Source organism: Mesorhizobium sp. M1399 (assembly GCF_040317735.1).
Classification (GTDB): domain Bacteria; phylum Pseudomonadota; class Alphaproteobacteria; order Rhizobiales; family Rhizobiaceae; genus Mesorhizobium.
In genome coordinates, this window is sequence record NZ_JAMYKZ010000009.1 from 96,584 (window position 1) to 113,417 (window position 16,834).

Consider the following 16,834-nt stretch of genomic DNA (forward strand, 5'->3'; position numbering starts at 1 on the left):
ACAAACATGGCAACAAAAGCGCCGAGACTACGGCCAGCCCCTTTCTCCCCGTCACTATACGGGGAGAAATGTCCGGCAGGACAATGAGAGGCGGCGCCGGCGTCGACAATTGGCCTGAAGCGATTGCCTCGGGGGCACCCCCAGCCACAGTGGTCCTCCCTAAGGAGGGTAAAAACTGATGGGCGCCTATATACTGCGCCGCATGCTGCTGATGATCCCGACCTTGTTCGGCATCATGGCGGTGTCCTTCGCCGTCATCCAGTTCGCGCCTGGCGGGCCGGTCGAGCAGGTCATTGCCAGGCTGACCAACCAGGGCGGCAGCGATCGCCTCGGTGGCGGCGGCGGTGATGCCGGCGGCGCCAATTTCGATGTGGCCGGCGACGTCGGCTCGAAATACCGCGGCGCGCAAGGGCTCGATCCGGAATTCATCAAGAAGCTGGAGAAGCAGTTCGGCTTCGACAAGCCGCCGCTCGAGCGCTTTGGCATGATGCTGTGGAACTATCTCCGCTTCGATTTCGGCGACAGCTACTTCCGCGACATTTCGGTGCTCGACTTGATCCTGGAAAAGATGCCGGTGTCGATCTCGATCGGGCTGTGGATCACGCTTTTGTCCTATCTGATTTCGATCCCGCTCGGCATCCGCAAGGCGGTCAAGGACGGCTCCACCTTCGACGTCTGGACCAGCGGCGTCGTCATCGTCGGTTACGCCATTCCAGGCTTCCTGTTCGGCATATTGCTGATGGTGCTGTTTGCCGGCGGCTCGTTCTGGGACTGGTTTCCGCTGCGCGGCCTCACCTCCGACAATTGGGACCAGCTGTCGTGGCCGGCCAGGATCGTCGACTATTTCTGGCACATGACCCTGCCGCTGACGGCGCTGGTGCTGTCGGCCTTCGCCACGACGACGCTTTTGACCAAGAATTCCTTCCTCGAGGAAATCCGCAAACAATATGTGGTCACCGCCCGCGCCAAGGGCCTGTCGGAGCGGCAGGTGCTCTACGGCCACGTCTTCCGCAACGCCATGCTGATCGTCATTGCCGGTTTTCCCGGCGCCTTCATCTCGGCCTTCTTCACCGGCTCGCTGCTGATCGAGAACATCTTTTCGCTCGACGGCCTCGGCCTGCTCGGCTTCAACTCGGTGGTGCAGCGCGATTATCCGGTGGTCTTCGCCAATCTCTACATCTTCTCGCTGCTTGGCCTGTTCGTCGGGCTGCTGTCCGATCTGATCTATACCTGGGTCGATCCGCGCATCGACTTCGAGCGGAGAGACGTCTGATGGCGCAGGCCACAGCCGAAACGGCGCCGCCTCGGATCGCGCGGCCCTTTCTGTCGCCGCTCAACCAGCGCCGCCTGCAGAACTTCAAGTCCAACCGGCGCGGCTACTGGTCGTTGTGGATTTTCCTGTTCCTGTTCGTGCTGTCGCTGGTTTCCGAACTGATCGCCAACGACAAGCCGATCATCGCCTCCTACAAGGGCGAGATCCTGTTTCCGGTCCTGGTCGCCTATCCCGAGGAGAAGTTCGGCGGCTTCTATGCGGTCACCGACTACCGCGACCCGGTCATCCAGGACGAGATCAACGCCAATGGCTGGATGATCTGGCCGCCGGTGCGCTACTCCTATCAGACCGTCAACAACGCTATTCCCGAAGCAGCACCGACCAAGCCATCCTGGCTCTACGACAAGAAGACGCGCTGCAACCAGTATCCGAAAGGCGAGGCAGACCCCAACTGCAACGTCGGCAACTGGAACTGGCTGGGCACCGATGACCAGGCCCGCGACGTGCTGGCGCGCGTCATCTACGGCTTCAGGATCTCGGTGCTGTTCGGCCTGGTTCTGACTGCCGGCTCGGCGCTGATCGGCGTGGCGGCCGGCGCTCTGCAGGGCTATTTCGGCGGCTGGACCGACCTTCTGTTCCAGCGCTTCATCGAGATCTGGTCGGCGATCCCGGTGCTGTATCTGCTCTTGATCGTCGCCGCCATCCTGCCGCCCGGCTTCTTCATCCTGCTCGGATTGATGCTGCTGTTTTCCTGGGTGGCACTGGTCGGCGTGGTAAGGGCCGAATTCCTGCGCGCCCGCAATTTCGAATATGTCAATGCGGCGCGCGCGCTCGGCGTGTCCAATATCACCATCATGTTCCGGCATCTGCTGCCCAATGCCATGGTGGCGACTCTGACCTTCTTGCCCTTCCTGCTTAGCGGCTCGATTTCGACGCTGACCTCGCTCGACTATCTCGGCTTCGGCCTGCCGCCCGGCTCCGCCTCGCTCGGCGAGTTGTTGAAGCAGGCACAGCGCAATCTCAACGCGCCATGGCTCGGCATTTCCGGCTTCGTCGTCATCTCGCTGATGCTGTCGCTGCTGGTCTTCGTCGGCGAGGCCACCCGCGACGCTTTCGATCCGCGCAAGACGTTCAGATGAGAGCGATGCGGGCTGGCATTCGGCATGTTATATTCCGGCCGATATCGAGCGAACCCGGACCCATGACGGTGTTGGCGTCGGTTCAGTCCGTCAAGCCGCACGTCGGGGAAGGAAAGGGTTATGAATAGGGTCATCCTTGAACACTACCCGGCATCGAAGCTCCCGGATGAACTGCGAAGGGGCACAGCTCCGAGCGCCTCGGTCAAAGTGACAGTGGAAGAGGAGGCCAACAGGCCTCTTGGCCGCGAACAATTGCTTGAACTCATGCGGAATGCTCAGGCCAACGCGCCGGGAACAAGCCTCGACGAGGCTGTCGCGCGTGTTCGTGCCCTCCGCGATGAGTGGGAGGATTGATGGCTGCAGTCCGGCTTTATGTCGACACCAACATTTTCATCTATGCCTTTGAAAACAACGATGCGCTTGCAAAAAAACTGCTTCAGCTCATTTCACTGAACGACGGCAGAAAGCAGACCGCGGACACGAGATTGAAAGAGACCTATTCTATCGCACCAAATCGTCTCGTCCCCCCTCAAATGGCAGTCAAAATTTCGATCATGCGACAGGAAATTTCCGCCCTGGACAGGGTTGTCGCGGAAGTTGAGCCATGACCGCCCCTCTCCTTTCCATACAAGACCTCAGCGTCGCCTTCACGCAAGGCGGCAACCAGTCGATCGCCGTCGACCATATTTCCTTCGACCTCGCCAAGGGCGAGACGGTGGCGCTGGTCGGCGAATCCGGCTCCGGCAAGTCGGTCACCGCGCTGTCGGTGCTGAAGCTGCTGCCCTATCCGACCGCCAGCCACCCCTCGGGAAAGATCCTGTTCCTCGGCGCCGACCTGCTGGCCACGGACGAGAGAGACTTGCGCCGTGTGCGCGGCAACAAGATCACCATGATCTTCCAGGAGCCGATGACTTCGCTCAACCCGCTGCACACGATCGAGCAGCAGATCGTCGAGGTGCTGAAATTGCACCAGGGCCTGGGGGATCGCACCGCCAAGGCGCGCACGCTGGAACTTCTGCACGAGGTCGGCATCCGCGAACCGGAGAAGCGGCTCGACGCCTATCCGCACCAGCTTTCCGGCGGCCAGCGCCAGCGCGTCATGATCGCCATGGCGCTGGCCAACGAGCCTGAACTGTTGATCGCCGACGAGCCGACGACGGCGCTCGACGTCACCGTCCAGGCGCAGATCCTCGAATTGCTCGCCGGCCTGAAAAGCCGCAAGAACATGTCGATGCTGTTCATCACCCACGATCTCGGCATCGTCAGGAAGATCGCCGACCGGGTCTGCGTGATGACCAAGGGCAAGATCGTCGAGACCGGCCCGACCAAGGAGATATTCGCCAATCCGCAGCACGCCTACACCCGGCATCTGCTTGCCGCCGAGCCGAAGGGCAAGCCGCCGGCGGCCAACCAGGCCGCCAAGCCAGTGATGGTCGGCAACGACGTCAAGGTCTGGTTTCCGATCAAGAAGGGCTTCTTCCGGCGCACCGTCGACAATGTGAAGGCGGTCGACGGCATCGACGTCACCGTGCGGGCCGGTCAGACGCTTGGCGTCGTCGGCGAATCCGGCTCCGGCAAGACGACGCTCGGCCTGGCGCTGGCCAGGATGATCTCGTCGACCGGGAATATCCAGTTCAACGGACGCGGCATCGATCAGCTATCCTTCAACGAAATGCGGCCGCTGCGGCGCGAACTGCAGATCGTCTTCCAGGATCCGTTCGGCTCGCTCAGCCCGCGCATGTCGGTCGCCGAGATCATCGAGGAAGGGTTGAAGATCCACGAGCCGAAACTGTCGCCCGATGCGCGCGACGAGCGTGTCGTCGACGTGCTGCAGGAAGTCGGCCTCGATCCGGCGACGCGCAACCGCTATCCGCACGAATTCTCCGGCGGCCAGCGCCAGCGCGTCGCCATCGCGCGCGCCATGGTGCTCAACCCGCGCTTCGTCATGCTGGACGAGCCGACCTCGGCGCTCGACATGAGCGTGCAGGCGCAGGTCGTCGACCTCTTGCGCAGCCTGCAGGCCAAGCACGACCTCGCCTATCTCTTCATCAGCCACGATCTGAGGGTCATCCGCGCGCTCGCCAATGAAGTCATCGTCATGCGCAATGGCAGGATCGTCGAAGCCGGACCTTCCGAACAGATTTTTGGCAACCCGCGGACCGACTATACAAAGGCGTTGATCTCGGCCGCCTTCAAGATCGAAACGGCGCCGGTCGGCATCGTTAGCGAGTAGATTTTCGCCAGAGATCATGCACAAAATCAAAACGCTGCCGCGCCCTTGCACGTCGGGACGCGAACGCTGTTGGTAAAAAGGAAAAACAATCCGCAATGGAAAAAGGCCGCATCCTGCTTGCCCTCACCGGTATTCATCCGCTGCGCTGGCGCGAACTGCTGTCGGCGGAGCGCGAAGTGGTGCTCGAGCCGAATGGCGCCGCCGATCCGTCGATCACCTATGCGGTGGTGTGGAAACAGCGGCCGAACCTGTTGTCGTCGCTGCCCAATCTGCGCGCCATCTTCTCGATCGGCGCCGGCGTCGACCACATCTTCGCCGATCCCACCTTGCCCGACGTTCCGGTCGTCAAGGTGGTGGCCGACAACCTGACCCAGTACATGACCGAATACGTCGTCTGGCGGGTGCTCGACCACCATCGCCAGGGCATGCTCTACCGCGCCCAGCAGCAGAAGAAGATCTGGCACGAACCGCAGCAGCGGCCGGCCAGCGACATCTCGGTCGGCATTATGGGGCTCGGCACGCTCGGCCGCGCGGCGGCGTCGGTGCTGTTGTCGCTCGGCTTTCCGGTCAATGGCTGGTCGCGCAGCGATCGGCCGATGCAAGGTGTCTCGACTTATGCGGGCGAGGCCGGCCTGATCCCGTTCCTCAACGCTACCGACATCCTGGTGGTGCTTCTGCCGCTGACGCCGCAGACGCACGGCATCATCAACCACGGCGTGCTGAAGGAGCTGCGCAAGCGCAACGGCCTCGGCGGCTCGGTGCTGATCAATGCCGGGCGCGGCAGGCTGCAGAAGGACGCCGACATTCTGCGCGCACTGGACGACGGCACGCTGAAGGAAGCCAGCCTCGACGTGTTCGAGGTCGAGCCGCTGCCGAAGACCAGCCCACTATGGAACCATCCTAAAGTGTTCGTGACGCCGCATGCGGCGGCAACTTCCGATCCGGTCCACCTGGCGCCGATCATGCTGCGCCAGATGGACGCCTTCGAGCGCGGCGAAGCGCTGGAAAATGTGGTGGACCGCGACGCGGGGTATTGATTTTTTGGAGCGCCGCTTCCCCGTCTCAGCCCCAGCCGAGCGGCACGTAGTCGATCTCCATAAACGCCTCGACCTCGGGGATCCAGCGGTCGCGGACGAAGGCGACGTGGTCGGGATGATCGTTGTAGCCGGAGTAAGCCCGCTGATCGGCGAACTCCATCGAGAAGCCGAAGCGGTACTCGTTCTTGGGGCTGACCTGCCGCAACTGCTCGAAATGCGTGACGCCCTTTATCGCCGTGAGGATCCTCGTGGCATCGGCGAAGAACCTTTTTTCCTCAAGCGAGTGCGGCGGGTGTTTTAGCGTGAACACGACGGTGTGACGGATCATTTTTTGCTCCTGCGATGTCTTCGTGTCACGCGCTGTCGGCCCAGGCGCGGATCAGGTTATAGGCGATCGCCCCTTTCGGCGGCGTCACCAGGCCGCCCGGATGTTCCCTGGCCAGCATCGACAGCACCTCGTCGCGAAAGAACCAGCGGCAGTCTTCCAGCTCGTTGAGGTCGGGGTGGATGTCGTCGTTGAGCGGTTCGCCGAAGCAGCCGATCATCAGCGAATAGGGAAACGGCCAGGGCTGGCTGGCGTGGTAGACGACGCGGCCGAGCCGGATGCCGGCTTCCTCCAGCGTTTCGCGGCGCACCGCCGCCTCGATCGTCTCGCCCGGCTCGATGAAACCGGCGAGCGCCGAATACATGCCGGGCCCGAAATGCCGGCCGCGGCCGAGCAGGCATTTTTCGCGCGTCGCCGTCAGCATGATCGCCACCGGGTCGGTGCGCGGAAAGTGCTCCGTACCGCAGGCCGGGCAATGCCGCTTGTAGCCGCCGGCCCGCATCTCGGCTTCGGTGCCGCATTTGCTGCAGAAGCGATGGCTGGCATGCCAGGCGAGCAGCGCCGCCCCTTGCGCCAGCGCGCCGGCCGCCGCTTCGTCGATCAGCCCCTGCATATAGACCGAGCGATAGTCGATCGCCTTGATCGTCTCGGGAAGCTGCTCGGGCTCGACCGCGGCCGGCACCGCCAGCACCGGGCCACTTTCGGAAAAACCGAGCAGGACGCCGTTTTCGAGCGATGCCTCGAGCGGCCGGCTTTCGGCCACGCCGAACCAGGGATCGAATGCGTCTTGCGCAAGCTTCAGATAGAGCCGGCCGCCATGCATCAGCAAAAGCCGAGTCGTCGGATCGGCGAGCGCCTTTTCGACGGAATCGTCGGCGCGGTTTTCGGATTGCCGGTCGATGATGTTGCCGGCGAAGCCGACGAACTGGCTCGGCTCGCGCAAGGGCGCGTCAAACAGGCTAAAGCTCATGCGGACTCAGGAAGGTTCAAGATGGACACGGGAGAGGCTTATAGCGCTGCCTTGATCTTTTCCGCAAACTTGCGAATGTCGGAGCGCTGGTAGGGCTCGCGCAGGCCGTGCCCCCACACCGGGCCGGGCCAGCCGGGATCGCCTTCCGAGCGCGCGATAACATGCACGTGCAACTGCCGCACGATGTTGCCGAGCGCGCCGGTGTTGATCTTGGTGCAGCCGGTCACCCGCTTCAGCGCCAGCGCCACCATGTTGGTCTCGAAGGTCAGCATCGCCTGGTCGAGCGGCGTCATGTCGTGGATTTCCTCGATGCCCGGCCGCTGCGGCACCAGCAGCAGCCACGGCCAGCGGCGGTCGTTCATGACGCGCAATTCGCACAGGCCGAGCCACATCAGCTGTTCGCTGTCGGCTTCCAGCTGAGCGTCAAGCGTGAATCCTGCCTTGAGGCCCGGCAGCATCGGCGTTTCCCTCGCATTTTGACGTTTTTTGAACTTTATCGACGCTAGAGCGGCTACCGGGGGGCCGCAAGGGGCAGCAAGCAACATTGGCCGTCGTGGCGCTGATTGTGCGCGAAGAACCGAGGACCAGGGCATTGCATACGGTTGGCGCTGCCCCGCCGAGGTCGACAATTTTGACCGCAGCCACATTTTGTTCTTGCTTTGTGCCGGCAGCTATGCTACTAATGTCGCTATGGTGATTATTCGCACCAACGACCCGCCCGCCGAGGCGGGTTTTTGGTTTCAGCTTTCGCCGTCGCGCACGAGCCCTATCATCCGCACTTGCATTTCATCGCCGGATTGCCGATATGGAGGCCGGGAGGTTGGTGGTGGACGGTCCACTCGCCAACCGGGTCAGGTCCGGAAGGAAGCAGCCCTAACGAGCCCGGAACGGGTCATTGTTCCAGCCTCCCGCCTCTTCGCCTTTTGCCCCGACATTGACGGCGCCAAGCCGTGCGGGCGAAACTATGCGCAGGAATCGGCCGCCTCCAGTGGCAGCCCTTGGAGCTTAACGGGCGAATGAGCGAAGCCGGAAACGACGCCGGGAAATCGGACAAGCCTGCCGCCTATCGCGTGCTGGCGCGCAAATACCGACCGTCGAATTTCTCCGAACTGATCGGCCAGGAGCCGATGGTCCGCACCTTGACCAATGCCTTTGCCACCGGCCGCATCGCCCAGGCCTGGATGCTGACCGGCGTGCGCGGCGTCGGCAAGACGACGACCGCGCGCATACTGGCGCGGGCCCTGAACTATAAAACAGCGACCGTCGACCAGCCTTCAGTCGACCTTGCCGTGCTCGGCGAGCATTGCCAGGCGATCATGGAAGGCCGCCATGTCGACGTCATCGAGATGGACGCCGCCTCGCATACCGGCATCGACGACATCAGGGACATCATCGAACGCGTGCGCTACGCCCCGGTATCGGCGCGCTACAAGGTCTACATCATCGACGAAGTGCACATGCTTTCCAACCAGGCCTTCAACGGCCTGCTGAAGACGCTGGAAGAGCCGCCGCCGCACGTCAAGTTCATCTTCGCCACCACCGAAATCCGCAAGGTGCCGATCACCGTCCTGTCGCGCTGCCAGCGTTTCGACCTCAGGCGCATCGATGCGGCAATGATCAAGGCCGACCTTGCGAGGATAGCGGGTCTGGAGGGCATCGAAGTCGAAGACGATGCACTGGCGATGATCGCCCGCGCGGCCGAAGGCTCGATGCGTGACGCGCAGTCCATCCTCGACCAGGCGATCGCCCATGGCGGCGGCGCGGTCAGCGCCGAAGCGGTCCGCGCCATGCTGGGCCTGGCCGACCGTGCCCGCATCGTCGACCTGTTCGAACATGTCATGAAGGGCGACGTCGCCGCCGCGCTTGTCGAATTCCGTGCCCAGTACGATACCGGCGCCGATCCTGCCGCGGTGCTGACCGACCTTGCCGAGTTCAACCATCTGGTCACCCGTCTGCGCTTCGTGCCGGCTGCTGTCGACGACGCCTCGCTGTCCGAGGACGAGCGCCGGCGCGGCGCCGATTTCGCCAGGACGCTGTCGGTCAAGGTGCTGTCGCGGACATGGCAGATGCTTTTGAAAGGCATTCCCGAGGTGCAGACTTCCAACCGTCCAGTCAGCGCCGCCGAGATGGTGCTGATCCGGTTGGCGCATGCCGCCGACCTGCCGACGCTGGACGAGGCGCTGAGATCGCTGGAGAGCGGCGTTTCGCTGCCCGGCTCCGCGCCGCGCGCGAATGGCGCGCCGGCAAGCCCCGGCCCCGCAAGCCCCGGCCCCGCAAGCCATGGGCCTGCAAGCGGTGGTGCCGGTGCCGTGGCGCAGACGCGGATGCCGACGGCCAATGGCGGCGCGCAGTCGATGCGCCTGGTCGAGCCCGAGCCGGTGCCGACCAATTTCGTTGCTCCGCCGGAGCCGGTGGTCGAGGCGCCGCCGGTGGCGGTGAAATCGCTGGCCGACATTGTTGCCCTTGCCGACGTCCAGCGCGACATGGCCTTCAAGGTGCTGGTCAAGCGTTGCGTGCGCCTGGTGCGCATCGAGCCCGGCCGTATCGACGTCAGCCTGACCGACGATGCGCCGAAGATGCTGCTCAACGATTTGACCGCCAAATTGCGCGCCTGGACCGGCCGCAACTGGCTGGTGTCGCTGTCGAAGGAAGAGGGCGGCCAGACCTTGGCCGAGATGGAATCGACAAAGCGCGAAAATGCCTTCCTCGATGCCAAGAGCGATCCGACGGTCGCCGCCATCCTGGCGCGCTTTCCCGGCGCCAAGATCATCGACGTGCGCATTCCCGACGCGCCGGAGGCCGATGCGGCCGAGGGCGAAGTGCCGGTCGAGCCGCCGGCAGACGACGACGAAACCTGAAACAACCGGCACCAACTGCAAAGGACCGTGCGATGAAAGATCTTCTCGGCCTGATGGGCAAGGCAAAGGAAATGCAGGCCAAGTTCCAGGCCATGCAGGATGAGATCGCCACGCTGGAAGCCACCGGACAGGCCGGCGGCGGCCTGGTCAGCGTGACGCTGACCGGCAAATTCGAGATGAAGTCGCTGAAGATCGACCCGTCGCTGTTCAAGGAGGACGAGGTCGAGATTCTCGAGGATCTGCTTCTCGCTGCCCACAACGACGCCAGGACCAAGGTCGAGCAAACCATGCAGGAAAAGACCAAGGCGCTGACCGCGGGACTGCCGATCCCGCCGGGAATGAAACTGCCCTTCTAAGGCTAATGCATGTCGCGCAAAAGTGTGCAGCGGTTTTGCGGTAACGACATGCATCGAAACAAGAACGCAAAGCGCGTCGCCTGAAGCCGGTCGAACGCGACGCGCTTTTAGTCAATCGGTATGCCGTTACAGTGGCCGAAGAGTGCAGCAGCCAGTGCTTGCTCTTCCGCCAGCTGTGTCTATTAGGCAACTCCCCACACTTAATAACGCTTTAGCCATCTTTTTGCCTGAAAGTGTCTCATTCTTGCCGCAACCAGGGGCGGGCTGGCAGCAGAATGAGGGGACGCCTGTTGATCTCTACCCGATGGAAGACGCCGTTGCGGCTCGGCGTCGTTATCTCGCCGCTGTTTTTGGCCGCTTGCAGTCAGACCGCCTCGCACGGCATGTCCAGCCTGACCGATGCCATTACGCCGGGTTTCCTGAGCTCGCGCTCCTACAATTCCACGCCGAAGGAAAAGGAGTGCCTGGAGCGGGCAATGTTCTTCGAGTCCAACCGGTCGAGCCGTGACGGCATGATTGCGGTCGGCACGGTGGTGATGAACCGGCTGCGGTCCGGCAAGCATGGCAACACCATCTGCCAGGTCGTTGGCGAGCGCGGCCAATTCGCGCCGGGCGTCATGACGCGGCCGATGAATTCGAAGGCGATGCCCGATGTCGAGGAAGCCGCCGCGGCGGTGCTCAAGGGCGAGCGCAAAGCCAAGCTGAAGAACACGATGTTCTTCCACACCGCCGGCCTGCGCTTCCCCTACAAGAACATGCACTACACCATGGTTGCCGGCGGCAACGCCTTTTACGAAAAGCGCGGTCGCAACTGGCAGCCGCTGCCGGACGAGCCGGTGGTCGCCGTGGCCCAGGCCAAGTCGCAAGCGCCTGCCGCTCAGGCCATACTTGTCGCCTCGGCCGAGCCGGCACGCGACGCCAAGCCGACATTCGCCAAGGCGACCTATGTGACCGCCGCCGCATCGCAGCCGGCAAAGCAGACAAGGGCGACTGCCGGGATGGCGACCCCGGAGAGGGCGGCCCCAGAGAAGCCCACCCAGGAGAAGCCGGTGCTGGTGGCGCTGCAAGAACCAATGCAGGAGCCCGATGCGGCCCGTTTCGGTGGGACCGCGAGCGCACGGCCTGTCACCTCCTTCGAGGCAGCGCCGGCAGAGCCGACAATGTCGTTCGAGGCGACGCCCGAGAACACCGACGCCATCGGCGCGATGATCGCCGGCCAGACCCGGCCGCTGGAAGAAAACTGAGACGGTCAACGTCGGCGCCGCCGCTCATCTGGCTGCCGCCATCTTCTCCCCGTATAGTGACGGGAGAAGGACGCTGTGGCCAAGGATTTCGCCAATTTCCGGCGTCGCAAAAAAGGGTGCCGAGGGTCACGGTCGGCCCTTTCTCCCCGTCACTATACGGGGAGAAATGCCCGGCAGGGCAATGAGGGGCGGCACAAACCTAAAGCGATTGCCTCTTTGCGCATCGAACATCCCGCGCCTCAGCAGTGTTCCAAAACCCGTTGAAAAATCCTAGAGCCTGATCCATTCCGATAGATCGGAATGGGACTCTATCGTCTTGTTTGACCATGATCTTTTCCGAAAACCGGTTTCCACTTTTCGGGATCATGGTCTAAACCGGTGCGATGTCGAAGCGAATCGCCGGTCCCGAGATCGAACGCCTGATCCAGCTGCTGGCCAAGGTGCCGGGGCTCGGCCCGCGTTCGGCACGGCGCGCCGCGCTCCACCTCATCAAGAAGAAGGAGCAGCTGCTGGCGCCGCTCGCCGCCGCCATGGGCGAGGCGGTCGACAAGGTGCGCATCTGCTCGACCTGCGGCAATGTCGACACCTCCGATCCCTGCATGATCTGCACCGACCCGCGCCGCGACCCCACCACGCTCATCGTCGTCGAGGACGTGGCCGACCTTTGGGCGCTGGAGCGGGCGACCGCCATGAACGTGCGCTACCATGTGCTCGGCGGTACGCTGTCGCCGCTCGACGGCATTGGTCCTGATGAGCTCAACATCCGTTCGCTGGTCGATCGCGTCGCCGGCGGCGAAGTCAAGGAAGTGATCCTCGCCGTCAACGCCACGGTCGAGGGCCAAACCACCGCGCACTACCTCACCGACCAGCTTTCCGGCTTCGACATCAAGGTGACGCGGCTGGCGCATGGCGTTCCGGTCGGCGGCGAGCTCGATTATCTCGACGAAGGCACGCTGGCCGCCGCACTGCGCTCGCGGACGGCGTTTTGAGGCGAGTGGCGGGGAGAGTGCGGATGATGGCTGCTGCGCATTTTTTAAGGCGGGCACTCTGTCACACCCCCCTCTGTCCTGCCGGACATCTCCCCCGCAAGGGGGGAGATCGGCAGCGTCAATCTCGCCGCCAATCTTTCAACGTCGAAAATTGGCGGAAGCAGAGGCGACAGCCAATCTCCCCCCTTGCGGGGGAGATGTCCGGCAGGACAGAGGGGGGTGGGACGGATCGCTGCTTTCACAAAATAGCCGTCGCGTTTCTTCTCGCCGCACTTGCCGCCTTCCTCCTCGCCACCCCCGTCTCCGCGGCAAAAATCGACGACCAGTTCCGCGCCTGGCTTGGCAACGACCTCTGGCCCGAAGCCAATGCCAAAGGCATCTCCAGGAAAACCTTCGATGCCGCCTTCGACGGCGTCAAGCCGAACCTCAAGCTGCCCGACCTGGTGCTGCCGGGCGAGAAGGCGACGACGCCGCGGAAGCAGCATCAGGCCGAGTTCGGTTCGCCGGGCGCCTATTTCGCCGAAAAGATAGTTCGCGCGGTCACCGCCGGCGGCCGCACCCGCGAGGCGGCCAACGCTAGGACCCTTGCGGCGATCGAGAAGCGCTATGGCGTGCCCGGCGAAGTGCTGCTGGCGATCTGGGGCCGTGAGAGCGGCTTCGGTGCGGCAAAGCTGCCCTACGACGCCTTCGAGGTGCTGGGCACCAAGGCGTTCATGTCGACGAAGAAAGAATTCTTCCGCACCGAGCTGCTGGCGGCGCTCGAGATCGTCGAGCGCGGGCTTGCCCCGGTCGGCGCGATAAAATCGTCCTGGGCCGGTGCGCTCGGTCAGCCGCAGTTCATGCCGACGTCGTTTCTGAAGCATGCCGTCGATTTCGATGGCGACGGCCGCACCGACATCTGGAATTCGAGGCCCGACATACTGGCGTCGATCGCCAATTATCTCGTGCATTATGGCTGGGTCAGGGGCCGCGGCTGGGGCTTCGAGGTGACGATACCGGACAGCGTCTCGTGCTCGCTCGAAGGTCCCGACCAGGGCAAGAAGATTTCGCAATGGGCTGATATGGGTATCAGGCGTGTGTCGGGTAAACCATTCCCGGCGAGTGAACTGAAGGCAGAAGGTTTTCTTTTGATGCCGGCCGGGCGCAGCGGCCCGGCCTTCATCGTGACCCCCAATTTCTACGTGCTGAAGCAGTACAACACCAGCGATCTCTATGCCCTGTTCATCGGCCATGGCGCCGATCGCATCGCCCATGGCGACAGCAATTTCTCGGGCAATTGGGGCGCGGTCGGCGGGCTCTACCGCTCCGACATCGCCGCCCTGCAGCGGGCGCTGGAGGCAAAGGGTTATGATGTCGGCAGCGCCGACGGCCTGCCCGGCTTCAAGACGCGCCGCTCGATCGGCAAATGGCAGGCCAGAAACGGCCGTTCCGCTACCTGCTTTCCCGACGCCGACCTGGTTACCGCGCTGAAATAGCCGGGTTTTCGCACCGCCGGTCTGGCCCAATCGACCGTTCTGCAAATGCTCGTTGCCGCGCTCGAAACCGCCGGATATGGTGAGCCGGAACTGCACAAAAATTGCCAAGACAATGGTCCGGGGATCACCGTTCGACGCGGCAAGAAAATGCCACAACCCTGAGCCGGGAACTCAGGTCAACAAAAACAGGGAACAGTTAAAATGATGATGGAAAAGTTTGCTCTACGCTCCCGCTTCTTGCTCGCGGGCGCGGCCATGTCCGCGCTGCTTCTGGCCGCTGCGCCTGCCTTCGCGGTCACGCCCGCCGACACGCTGGTCGAAGGTTTCGCCATCGACGACATCATCTCCATGGATCCGGGCGAGGCATTCGAATTGTCGACCGCCGAAATCACCGGCAACACCTACGATCTTCTGGTGCGCCTCGACCTCAGCGACACCTCCAAGGTCAAGGGCGATCTCGCGGAAAGCTGGAGCGTCTCCGACGACGGCCTGACCTACACGTTCAAGCTCAAGCCCGGCCTCAAATTCGCCTCCGGCAATCCGATCACGGCGGCGGACGTCGCCTATTCGTTCGAGCGCGCCATCAAGCTCGACAAGAGCCCGGCCTTCATCATCGGCCAGTTCGGCATCGATGGCGGCAATGTCACCGAGAAGGCGAAGGCCGTTGATGATACGACGTTCCAGTTCACCGTCGACAAGGCCTATGCGCCGAGCTTCGTGCTGAACTGCCTGTCGGCGACGGTCGCCTCGGTGGTCGACGCCAAGCTGGTCAAGGAGCATGTCGCCGCGGTCACGCCCAGCGCCGACTACAAATGGGACAATGACTTCGGCAATGCCTGGCTGAAGACCGGCTATGCCGGCTCCGGCGCCTTCAAGTTGCGCGAATGGCGGGCCAACGAGGCCGTTGTTATGGAGCGCAACGACAATTACTACGGCGAGAAGGCCAAGCTTGCCCGTGTCATCTATCGCAACATGAAGGAAAGCTCGGGCCAGCGCCTGGCGCTGGAAGCCGGCGATATCGACGTCGCCCGCAATCTCGAGCCGAACGACCTCGACGCGATTGCCAAGAATGCCGACCTCACCACCACCTCAGCCCCCAAGGGCACGGTCTTTTACATCAGCCTCAATCAGAAGAACGCGAACCTCGCCAAGCCCGAGGTTCGCCAGGCGTTCAAATATCTGGTCGACTACGATGCCTTGAGCACGACCATCCTCAAGGGCATCGGCGAGATCCATCAGACCTTCCTGCCCAAGGGCGTACTCGGCGAGCTGGACGAAAATCCGTTCAAGTTCGACGTCGCCAAGGCCAAGGAACTGCTCGCCAAGGCGGGTCTCGCCGACGGCTTCAGCGTCACCATGGACGTGCGCACCGGCCAGCCGACGACGGGCATGGCGGAATCGATCCAGCAGACGTTGGGACAGGCCGGCATCAAGCTGGAGATCATCCCCGGCGACGGCAAGCAGACGCTGACCAAATACCGCGCCCGCAACCACGACATCTATATCGGCCAGTGGGGCCAGGACTATTTCGACCCGAATTCCAATGCGCAGACCTTTGCCAGCAACCCGGACAATTCGGATGAAGGCAAGACCAAGACGCTGGCCTGGCGCAACGCCTGGGACATTCCGGACCTGACCAAGCAAACGGAGGCCGCCCTGCTCGAGAAGGACGCGGCCAAGCGCGCCACAATGTACCAGGATCTCGAGAAGAAGATCCTCGACACCAGTCCTTTCGTCATCATCCACCAGCAGCTGGAAGTGGCCGGCCTGCGCAAGAACCTCAAGGGCTTTGCGCTCGGCCCGAGCTTCGACACCAACTTCGTCGGCCCCGTCTCGAAGGAGTGACGCCGGCGGACGCGCCGTATGAGTGTGGCTGAAAGCGAAGTGACGGCAGGGCGCGGCGGCGCCCGCGCCGTTGCCGTGGCCTCATCGATCGCCCGGTTCCTGGTCATCGCGATAACGACCTATCTCGGTCTGCTCGCGGTGACCTTCTTCATCGGCCGTGTCATCCCGATCGACCCGGTGCTGGCGGTGCTCGGCGACCGGGCGCCGGCCAATGTCGTCGAACGAACGCGCCGCGAGATGGGCCTCGACCTGCCGCTGGTCGAGCAGTTCTACATCTATGTCAAACATGCCCTGAACGGTGATTTCGGCACCTCGGTGCTGACCACCAATCCGGTGATGACCGATATCCGCCGCGCCTTTCCCGCGACGCTCGAACTGGCGACGCTGGGAACATTGATCGGTTCGGTGATCGGCGTGCCGCTTGGCGTGCTGGCCGCGGTGCGGCGCGGCAGCGTCATCGACCAGGTCGTGCGGATCATCGGCCTTGTCGGCTATTCCGTGCCGATCTTCTGGCTGGGGCTGCTGGCGCTGGTTCTGTTCTACGCCAAGCTGCAATGGGTCGCCTTTCCCGGCCGCCTCGATGTCGTCTACGAATACACCTTCACGCCGATTACCGGCTTTTACCTGCTGGATGCACTCTGGCAGCGGCGGTGGGACGTATTTGCCGATGCCTTCCGCCACATCATCCTGCCGGCCTCGCTGCTCGGTTATTTCTCGCTCGCCTATATCAGCCGCATGACGCGCTCCTTCATGCTGAACGAACTCACCCAGGAATATATCGTCGCGGCACGAGCCAAGGGCCTGTCCGAAACGCGCATCATCTGGGGTCACGCGCTGCGCAACGCCGCGGTGCCGATGGTTACGGTGATCGCTCTGTCGTATGCCGGGCTGCTCGAAGGCTCGGTGCTGACCGAGACGGTGTTTTCGTGGCCGGGCATCGGCCTCTACATCACCAACTCGCTGCAGAACGCCGACATGAATGCCGTGCTCGGCGGCACCATCATCATTGGCTCGGTCTTCATCGCCATCAATCTATTCTCCGACCTGCTCTACCGGGTGCTCGATCCCAGGACCAAGGCAGGATGAGGAC

General features: G+C 63.0%; 16 protein-coding genes and 1 other RNA gene. 14 read left to right on the plus strand and 3 right to left on the minus strand.

Annotation, left to right across the window (positions count from 1 at the left end; all coding sequences use genetic code 11):
- Window positions 1-178: 178 nt before the first annotated feature.
- From NKH05_RS17240 to NKH05_RS17265, 6 genes are all read left to right on the plus strand, one after another.
- On the plus strand, window positions 179-1,273 hold the full coding sequence (locus NKH05_RS17240) for a microcin C ABC transporter permease YejB (protein ID WP_023717841.1): 1,095 nt from the start codon (window positions 179-181) through the stop codon (window positions 1,271-1,273).
- The gene (locus tag NKH05_RS17245; RefSeq protein ID WP_352640535.1) at window positions 1,273-2,412 is read left to right on the plus strand and encodes an ABC transporter permease; all 1,140 of its coding nucleotides are present in this window, start codon (window positions 1,273-1,275) and stop codon (window positions 2,410-2,412) included. Before NKH05_RS17240 ends, NKH05_RS17245 begins: the two co-directional genes overlap by 1 nt.
- A 120-nt stretch (window positions 2,413-2,532) precedes the next feature.
- A complete protein-coding gene (locus NKH05_RS17250; RefSeq protein WP_023717840.1) occupies window positions 2,533-2,766 on the plus strand; it encodes a hypothetical protein in 234 nt (77 codons plus the stop codon).
- Entirely contained in the window at window positions 2,766-3,020 is a 255-nt protein-coding gene (locus NKH05_RS17255) for a hypothetical protein (protein ID WP_023717839.1), read from the plus strand. Before NKH05_RS17250 ends, NKH05_RS17255 begins: the two co-directional genes overlap by 1 nt.
- On the plus strand, window positions 3,017-4,645 hold the full coding sequence (locus tag NKH05_RS17260) for an ABC transporter ATP-binding protein (RefSeq protein ID WP_023717838.1): 1,629 nt from the start codon (window positions 3,017-3,019) through the stop codon (window positions 4,643-4,645). Before NKH05_RS17255 ends, NKH05_RS17260 begins: the two co-directional genes overlap by 4 nt.
- Window positions 4,646-4,740: 95 nt before the next feature.
- Window positions 4,741-5,682 (plus strand): 2-hydroxyacid dehydrogenase, encoded by a 942-nt coding sequence (locus NKH05_RS17265; RefSeq protein WP_023717837.1) that lies wholly within the window; start codon window positions 4,741-4,743, stop codon window positions 5,680-5,682.
- A gap of 25 nt (window positions 5,683-5,707) precedes the next feature.
- On the opposite strand, the gene NKH05_RS17270 is transcribed toward NKH05_RS17265, so the two are convergent.
- Genes NKH05_RS17270 through NKH05_RS17280 form a run of 3 tightly spaced genes read right to left on the minus strand, consistent with a single transcriptional unit; the run spans window position 5,708 to window position 7,435 of the window.
- Window positions 5,708-6,010, minus strand: a complete 303-nt coding sequence (locus NKH05_RS17270; RefSeq protein ID WP_353025797.1) for a Dabb family protein — start codon at window positions 6,008-6,010, stop codon at window positions 5,708-5,710.
- A 25-nt stretch (window positions 6,011-6,035) separates the two neighbouring features.
- A complete protein-coding gene (nudC, locus tag NKH05_RS17275) occupies window positions 6,036-6,977 on the minus strand; it encodes an NAD(+) diphosphatase (protein WP_023717835.1) in 942 nt (313 codons plus the stop codon).
- Between the two features lie 38 nt (window positions 6,978-7,015).
- Window positions 7,016-7,435 (minus strand): HIT family protein, encoded by a 420-nt coding sequence (locus tag NKH05_RS17280; RefSeq protein ID WP_023717834.1) that lies wholly within the window; start codon window positions 7,433-7,435, stop codon window positions 7,016-7,018.
- A 357-nt stretch (window positions 7,436-7,792) separates the two neighbouring features.
- Here NKH05_RS17280 and ffs point away from each other — a divergent pair.
- The 8 genes from ffs to NKH05_RS17320 all read left to right on the plus strand — a co-directional run bounded on the left by ffs (window position 7,793) and on the right by NKH05_RS17320 (window position 16,830).
- Window positions 7,793-7,889: signal recognition particle sRNA small type (gene ffs / locus NKH05_RS17285), an RNA gene on the plus strand.
- A gap of 104 nt (window positions 7,890-7,993) precedes the next feature.
- The gene (locus NKH05_RS17290) at window positions 7,994-9,835 is read left to right on the plus strand and encodes a DNA polymerase III subunit gamma/tau (RefSeq protein WP_353025798.1); all 1,842 of its coding nucleotides are present in this window, start codon (window positions 7,994-7,996) and stop codon (window positions 9,833-9,835) included.
- A 32-nt stretch (window positions 9,836-9,867) separates the two neighbouring features.
- A complete protein-coding gene (locus tag NKH05_RS17295) occupies window positions 9,868-10,191 on the plus strand; it encodes a YbaB/EbfC family nucleoid-associated protein (RefSeq protein ID WP_023719593.1) in 324 nt (107 codons plus the stop codon).
- A 290-nt stretch (window positions 10,192-10,481) separates the two neighbouring features.
- Window positions 10,482-11,435 carry a cell wall hydrolase gene (locus NKH05_RS17300; RefSeq protein ID WP_353025799.1) on the plus strand — a complete coding sequence of 318 codons (954 nt, stop codon included), beginning with the start codon at window positions 10,482-10,484 and terminating at the stop codon, window positions 11,433-11,435.
- Between the two features lie 383 nt (window positions 11,436-11,818).
- Entirely contained in the window at window positions 11,819-12,424 is a 606-nt protein-coding gene (gene recR / locus NKH05_RS17305; protein ID WP_352493754.1) for a recombination mediator RecR, read from the plus strand.
- A 197-nt stretch (window positions 12,425-12,621) separates the two neighbouring features.
- The gene (locus NKH05_RS17310; protein ID WP_353005293.1) at window positions 12,622-13,899 is read left to right on the plus strand and encodes a lytic murein transglycosylase; all 1,278 of its coding nucleotides are present in this window, start codon (window positions 12,622-12,624) and stop codon (window positions 13,897-13,899) included.
- 201 nt (window positions 13,900-14,100) lie between these two features.
- Window positions 14,101-15,744, plus strand: a complete 1,644-nt coding sequence (locus tag NKH05_RS17315) for an ABC transporter substrate-binding protein (protein WP_353025800.1) — start codon at window positions 14,101-14,103, stop codon at window positions 15,742-15,744.
- A gap of 18 nt (window positions 15,745-15,762) precedes the next feature.
- Window positions 15,763-16,830, plus strand: coding sequence for an ABC transporter permease (locus tag NKH05_RS17320; protein WP_352856734.1), 1,068 nt, complete (start codon window positions 15,763-15,765; stop codon window positions 16,828-16,830).
- Window positions 16,831-16,834 lie beyond the last annotated feature (4 nt).

Coding starts and splice junctions, on each gene's coding strand:
- NKH05_RS17240 (WP_023717841.1), top strand. CDS start 179: ATGGGCGCCTATATACTGCGCCGCATGCTGCTGATGATCCCGACCTTG.
- NKH05_RS17245 (WP_352640535.1), top strand. CDS start 1,273: ATGGCGCAGGCCACAGCCGAAACGGCGCCGCCTCGGATCGCGCGGCCC.
- NKH05_RS17250 (WP_023717840.1), top strand. CDS start 2,533: ATGAATAGGGTCATCCTTGAACACTACCCGGCATCGAAGCTCCCGGAT.
- NKH05_RS17255 (WP_023717839.1), top strand. CDS start 2,766: ATGGCTGCAGTCCGGCTTTATGTCGACACCAACATTTTCATCTATGCC.
- NKH05_RS17260 (WP_023717838.1), top strand. CDS start 3,017: ATGACCGCCCCTCTCCTTTCCATACAAGACCTCAGCGTCGCCTTCACG.
- NKH05_RS17265 (WP_023717837.1), top strand. CDS start 4,741: ATGGAAAAAGGCCGCATCCTGCTTGCCCTCACCGGTATTCATCCGCTG.
- NKH05_RS17270 (WP_353025797.1), bottom strand. CDS start 6,010: ATGATCCGTCACACCGTCGTGTTCACGCTAAAACACCCGCCGCACTCG.
- nudC (WP_023717835.1), bottom strand. CDS start 6,977: ATGAGCTTTAGCCTGTTTGACGCGCCCTTGCGCGAGCCGAGCCAGTTC.
- NKH05_RS17280 (WP_023717834.1), bottom strand. CDS start 7,435: ATGCTGCCGGGCCTCAAGGCAGGATTCACGCTTGACGCTCAGCTGGAA.
- NKH05_RS17290 (WP_353025798.1), top strand. CDS start 7,994: ATGAGCGAAGCCGGAAACGACGCCGGGAAATCGGACAAGCCTGCCGCC.
- NKH05_RS17295 (WP_023719593.1), top strand. CDS start 9,868: ATGAAAGATCTTCTCGGCCTGATGGGCAAGGCAAAGGAAATGCAGGCC.
- recR (WP_352493754.1), top strand. CDS start 11,819: ATGTCGAAGCGAATCGCCGGTCCCGAGATCGAACGCCTGATCCAGCTG.
- NKH05_RS17310 (WP_353005293.1), top strand. CDS start 12,622: ATGTCCGGCAGGACAGAGGGGGGTGGGACGGATCGCTGCTTTCACAAA.
- NKH05_RS17315 (WP_353025800.1), top strand. CDS start 14,101: ATGATGATGGAAAAGTTTGCTCTACGCTCCCGCTTCTTGCTCGCGGGC.
- NKH05_RS17320 (WP_352856734.1), top strand. CDS start 15,763: ATGAGTGTGGCTGAAAGCGAAGTGACGGCAGGGCGCGGCGGCGCCCGC.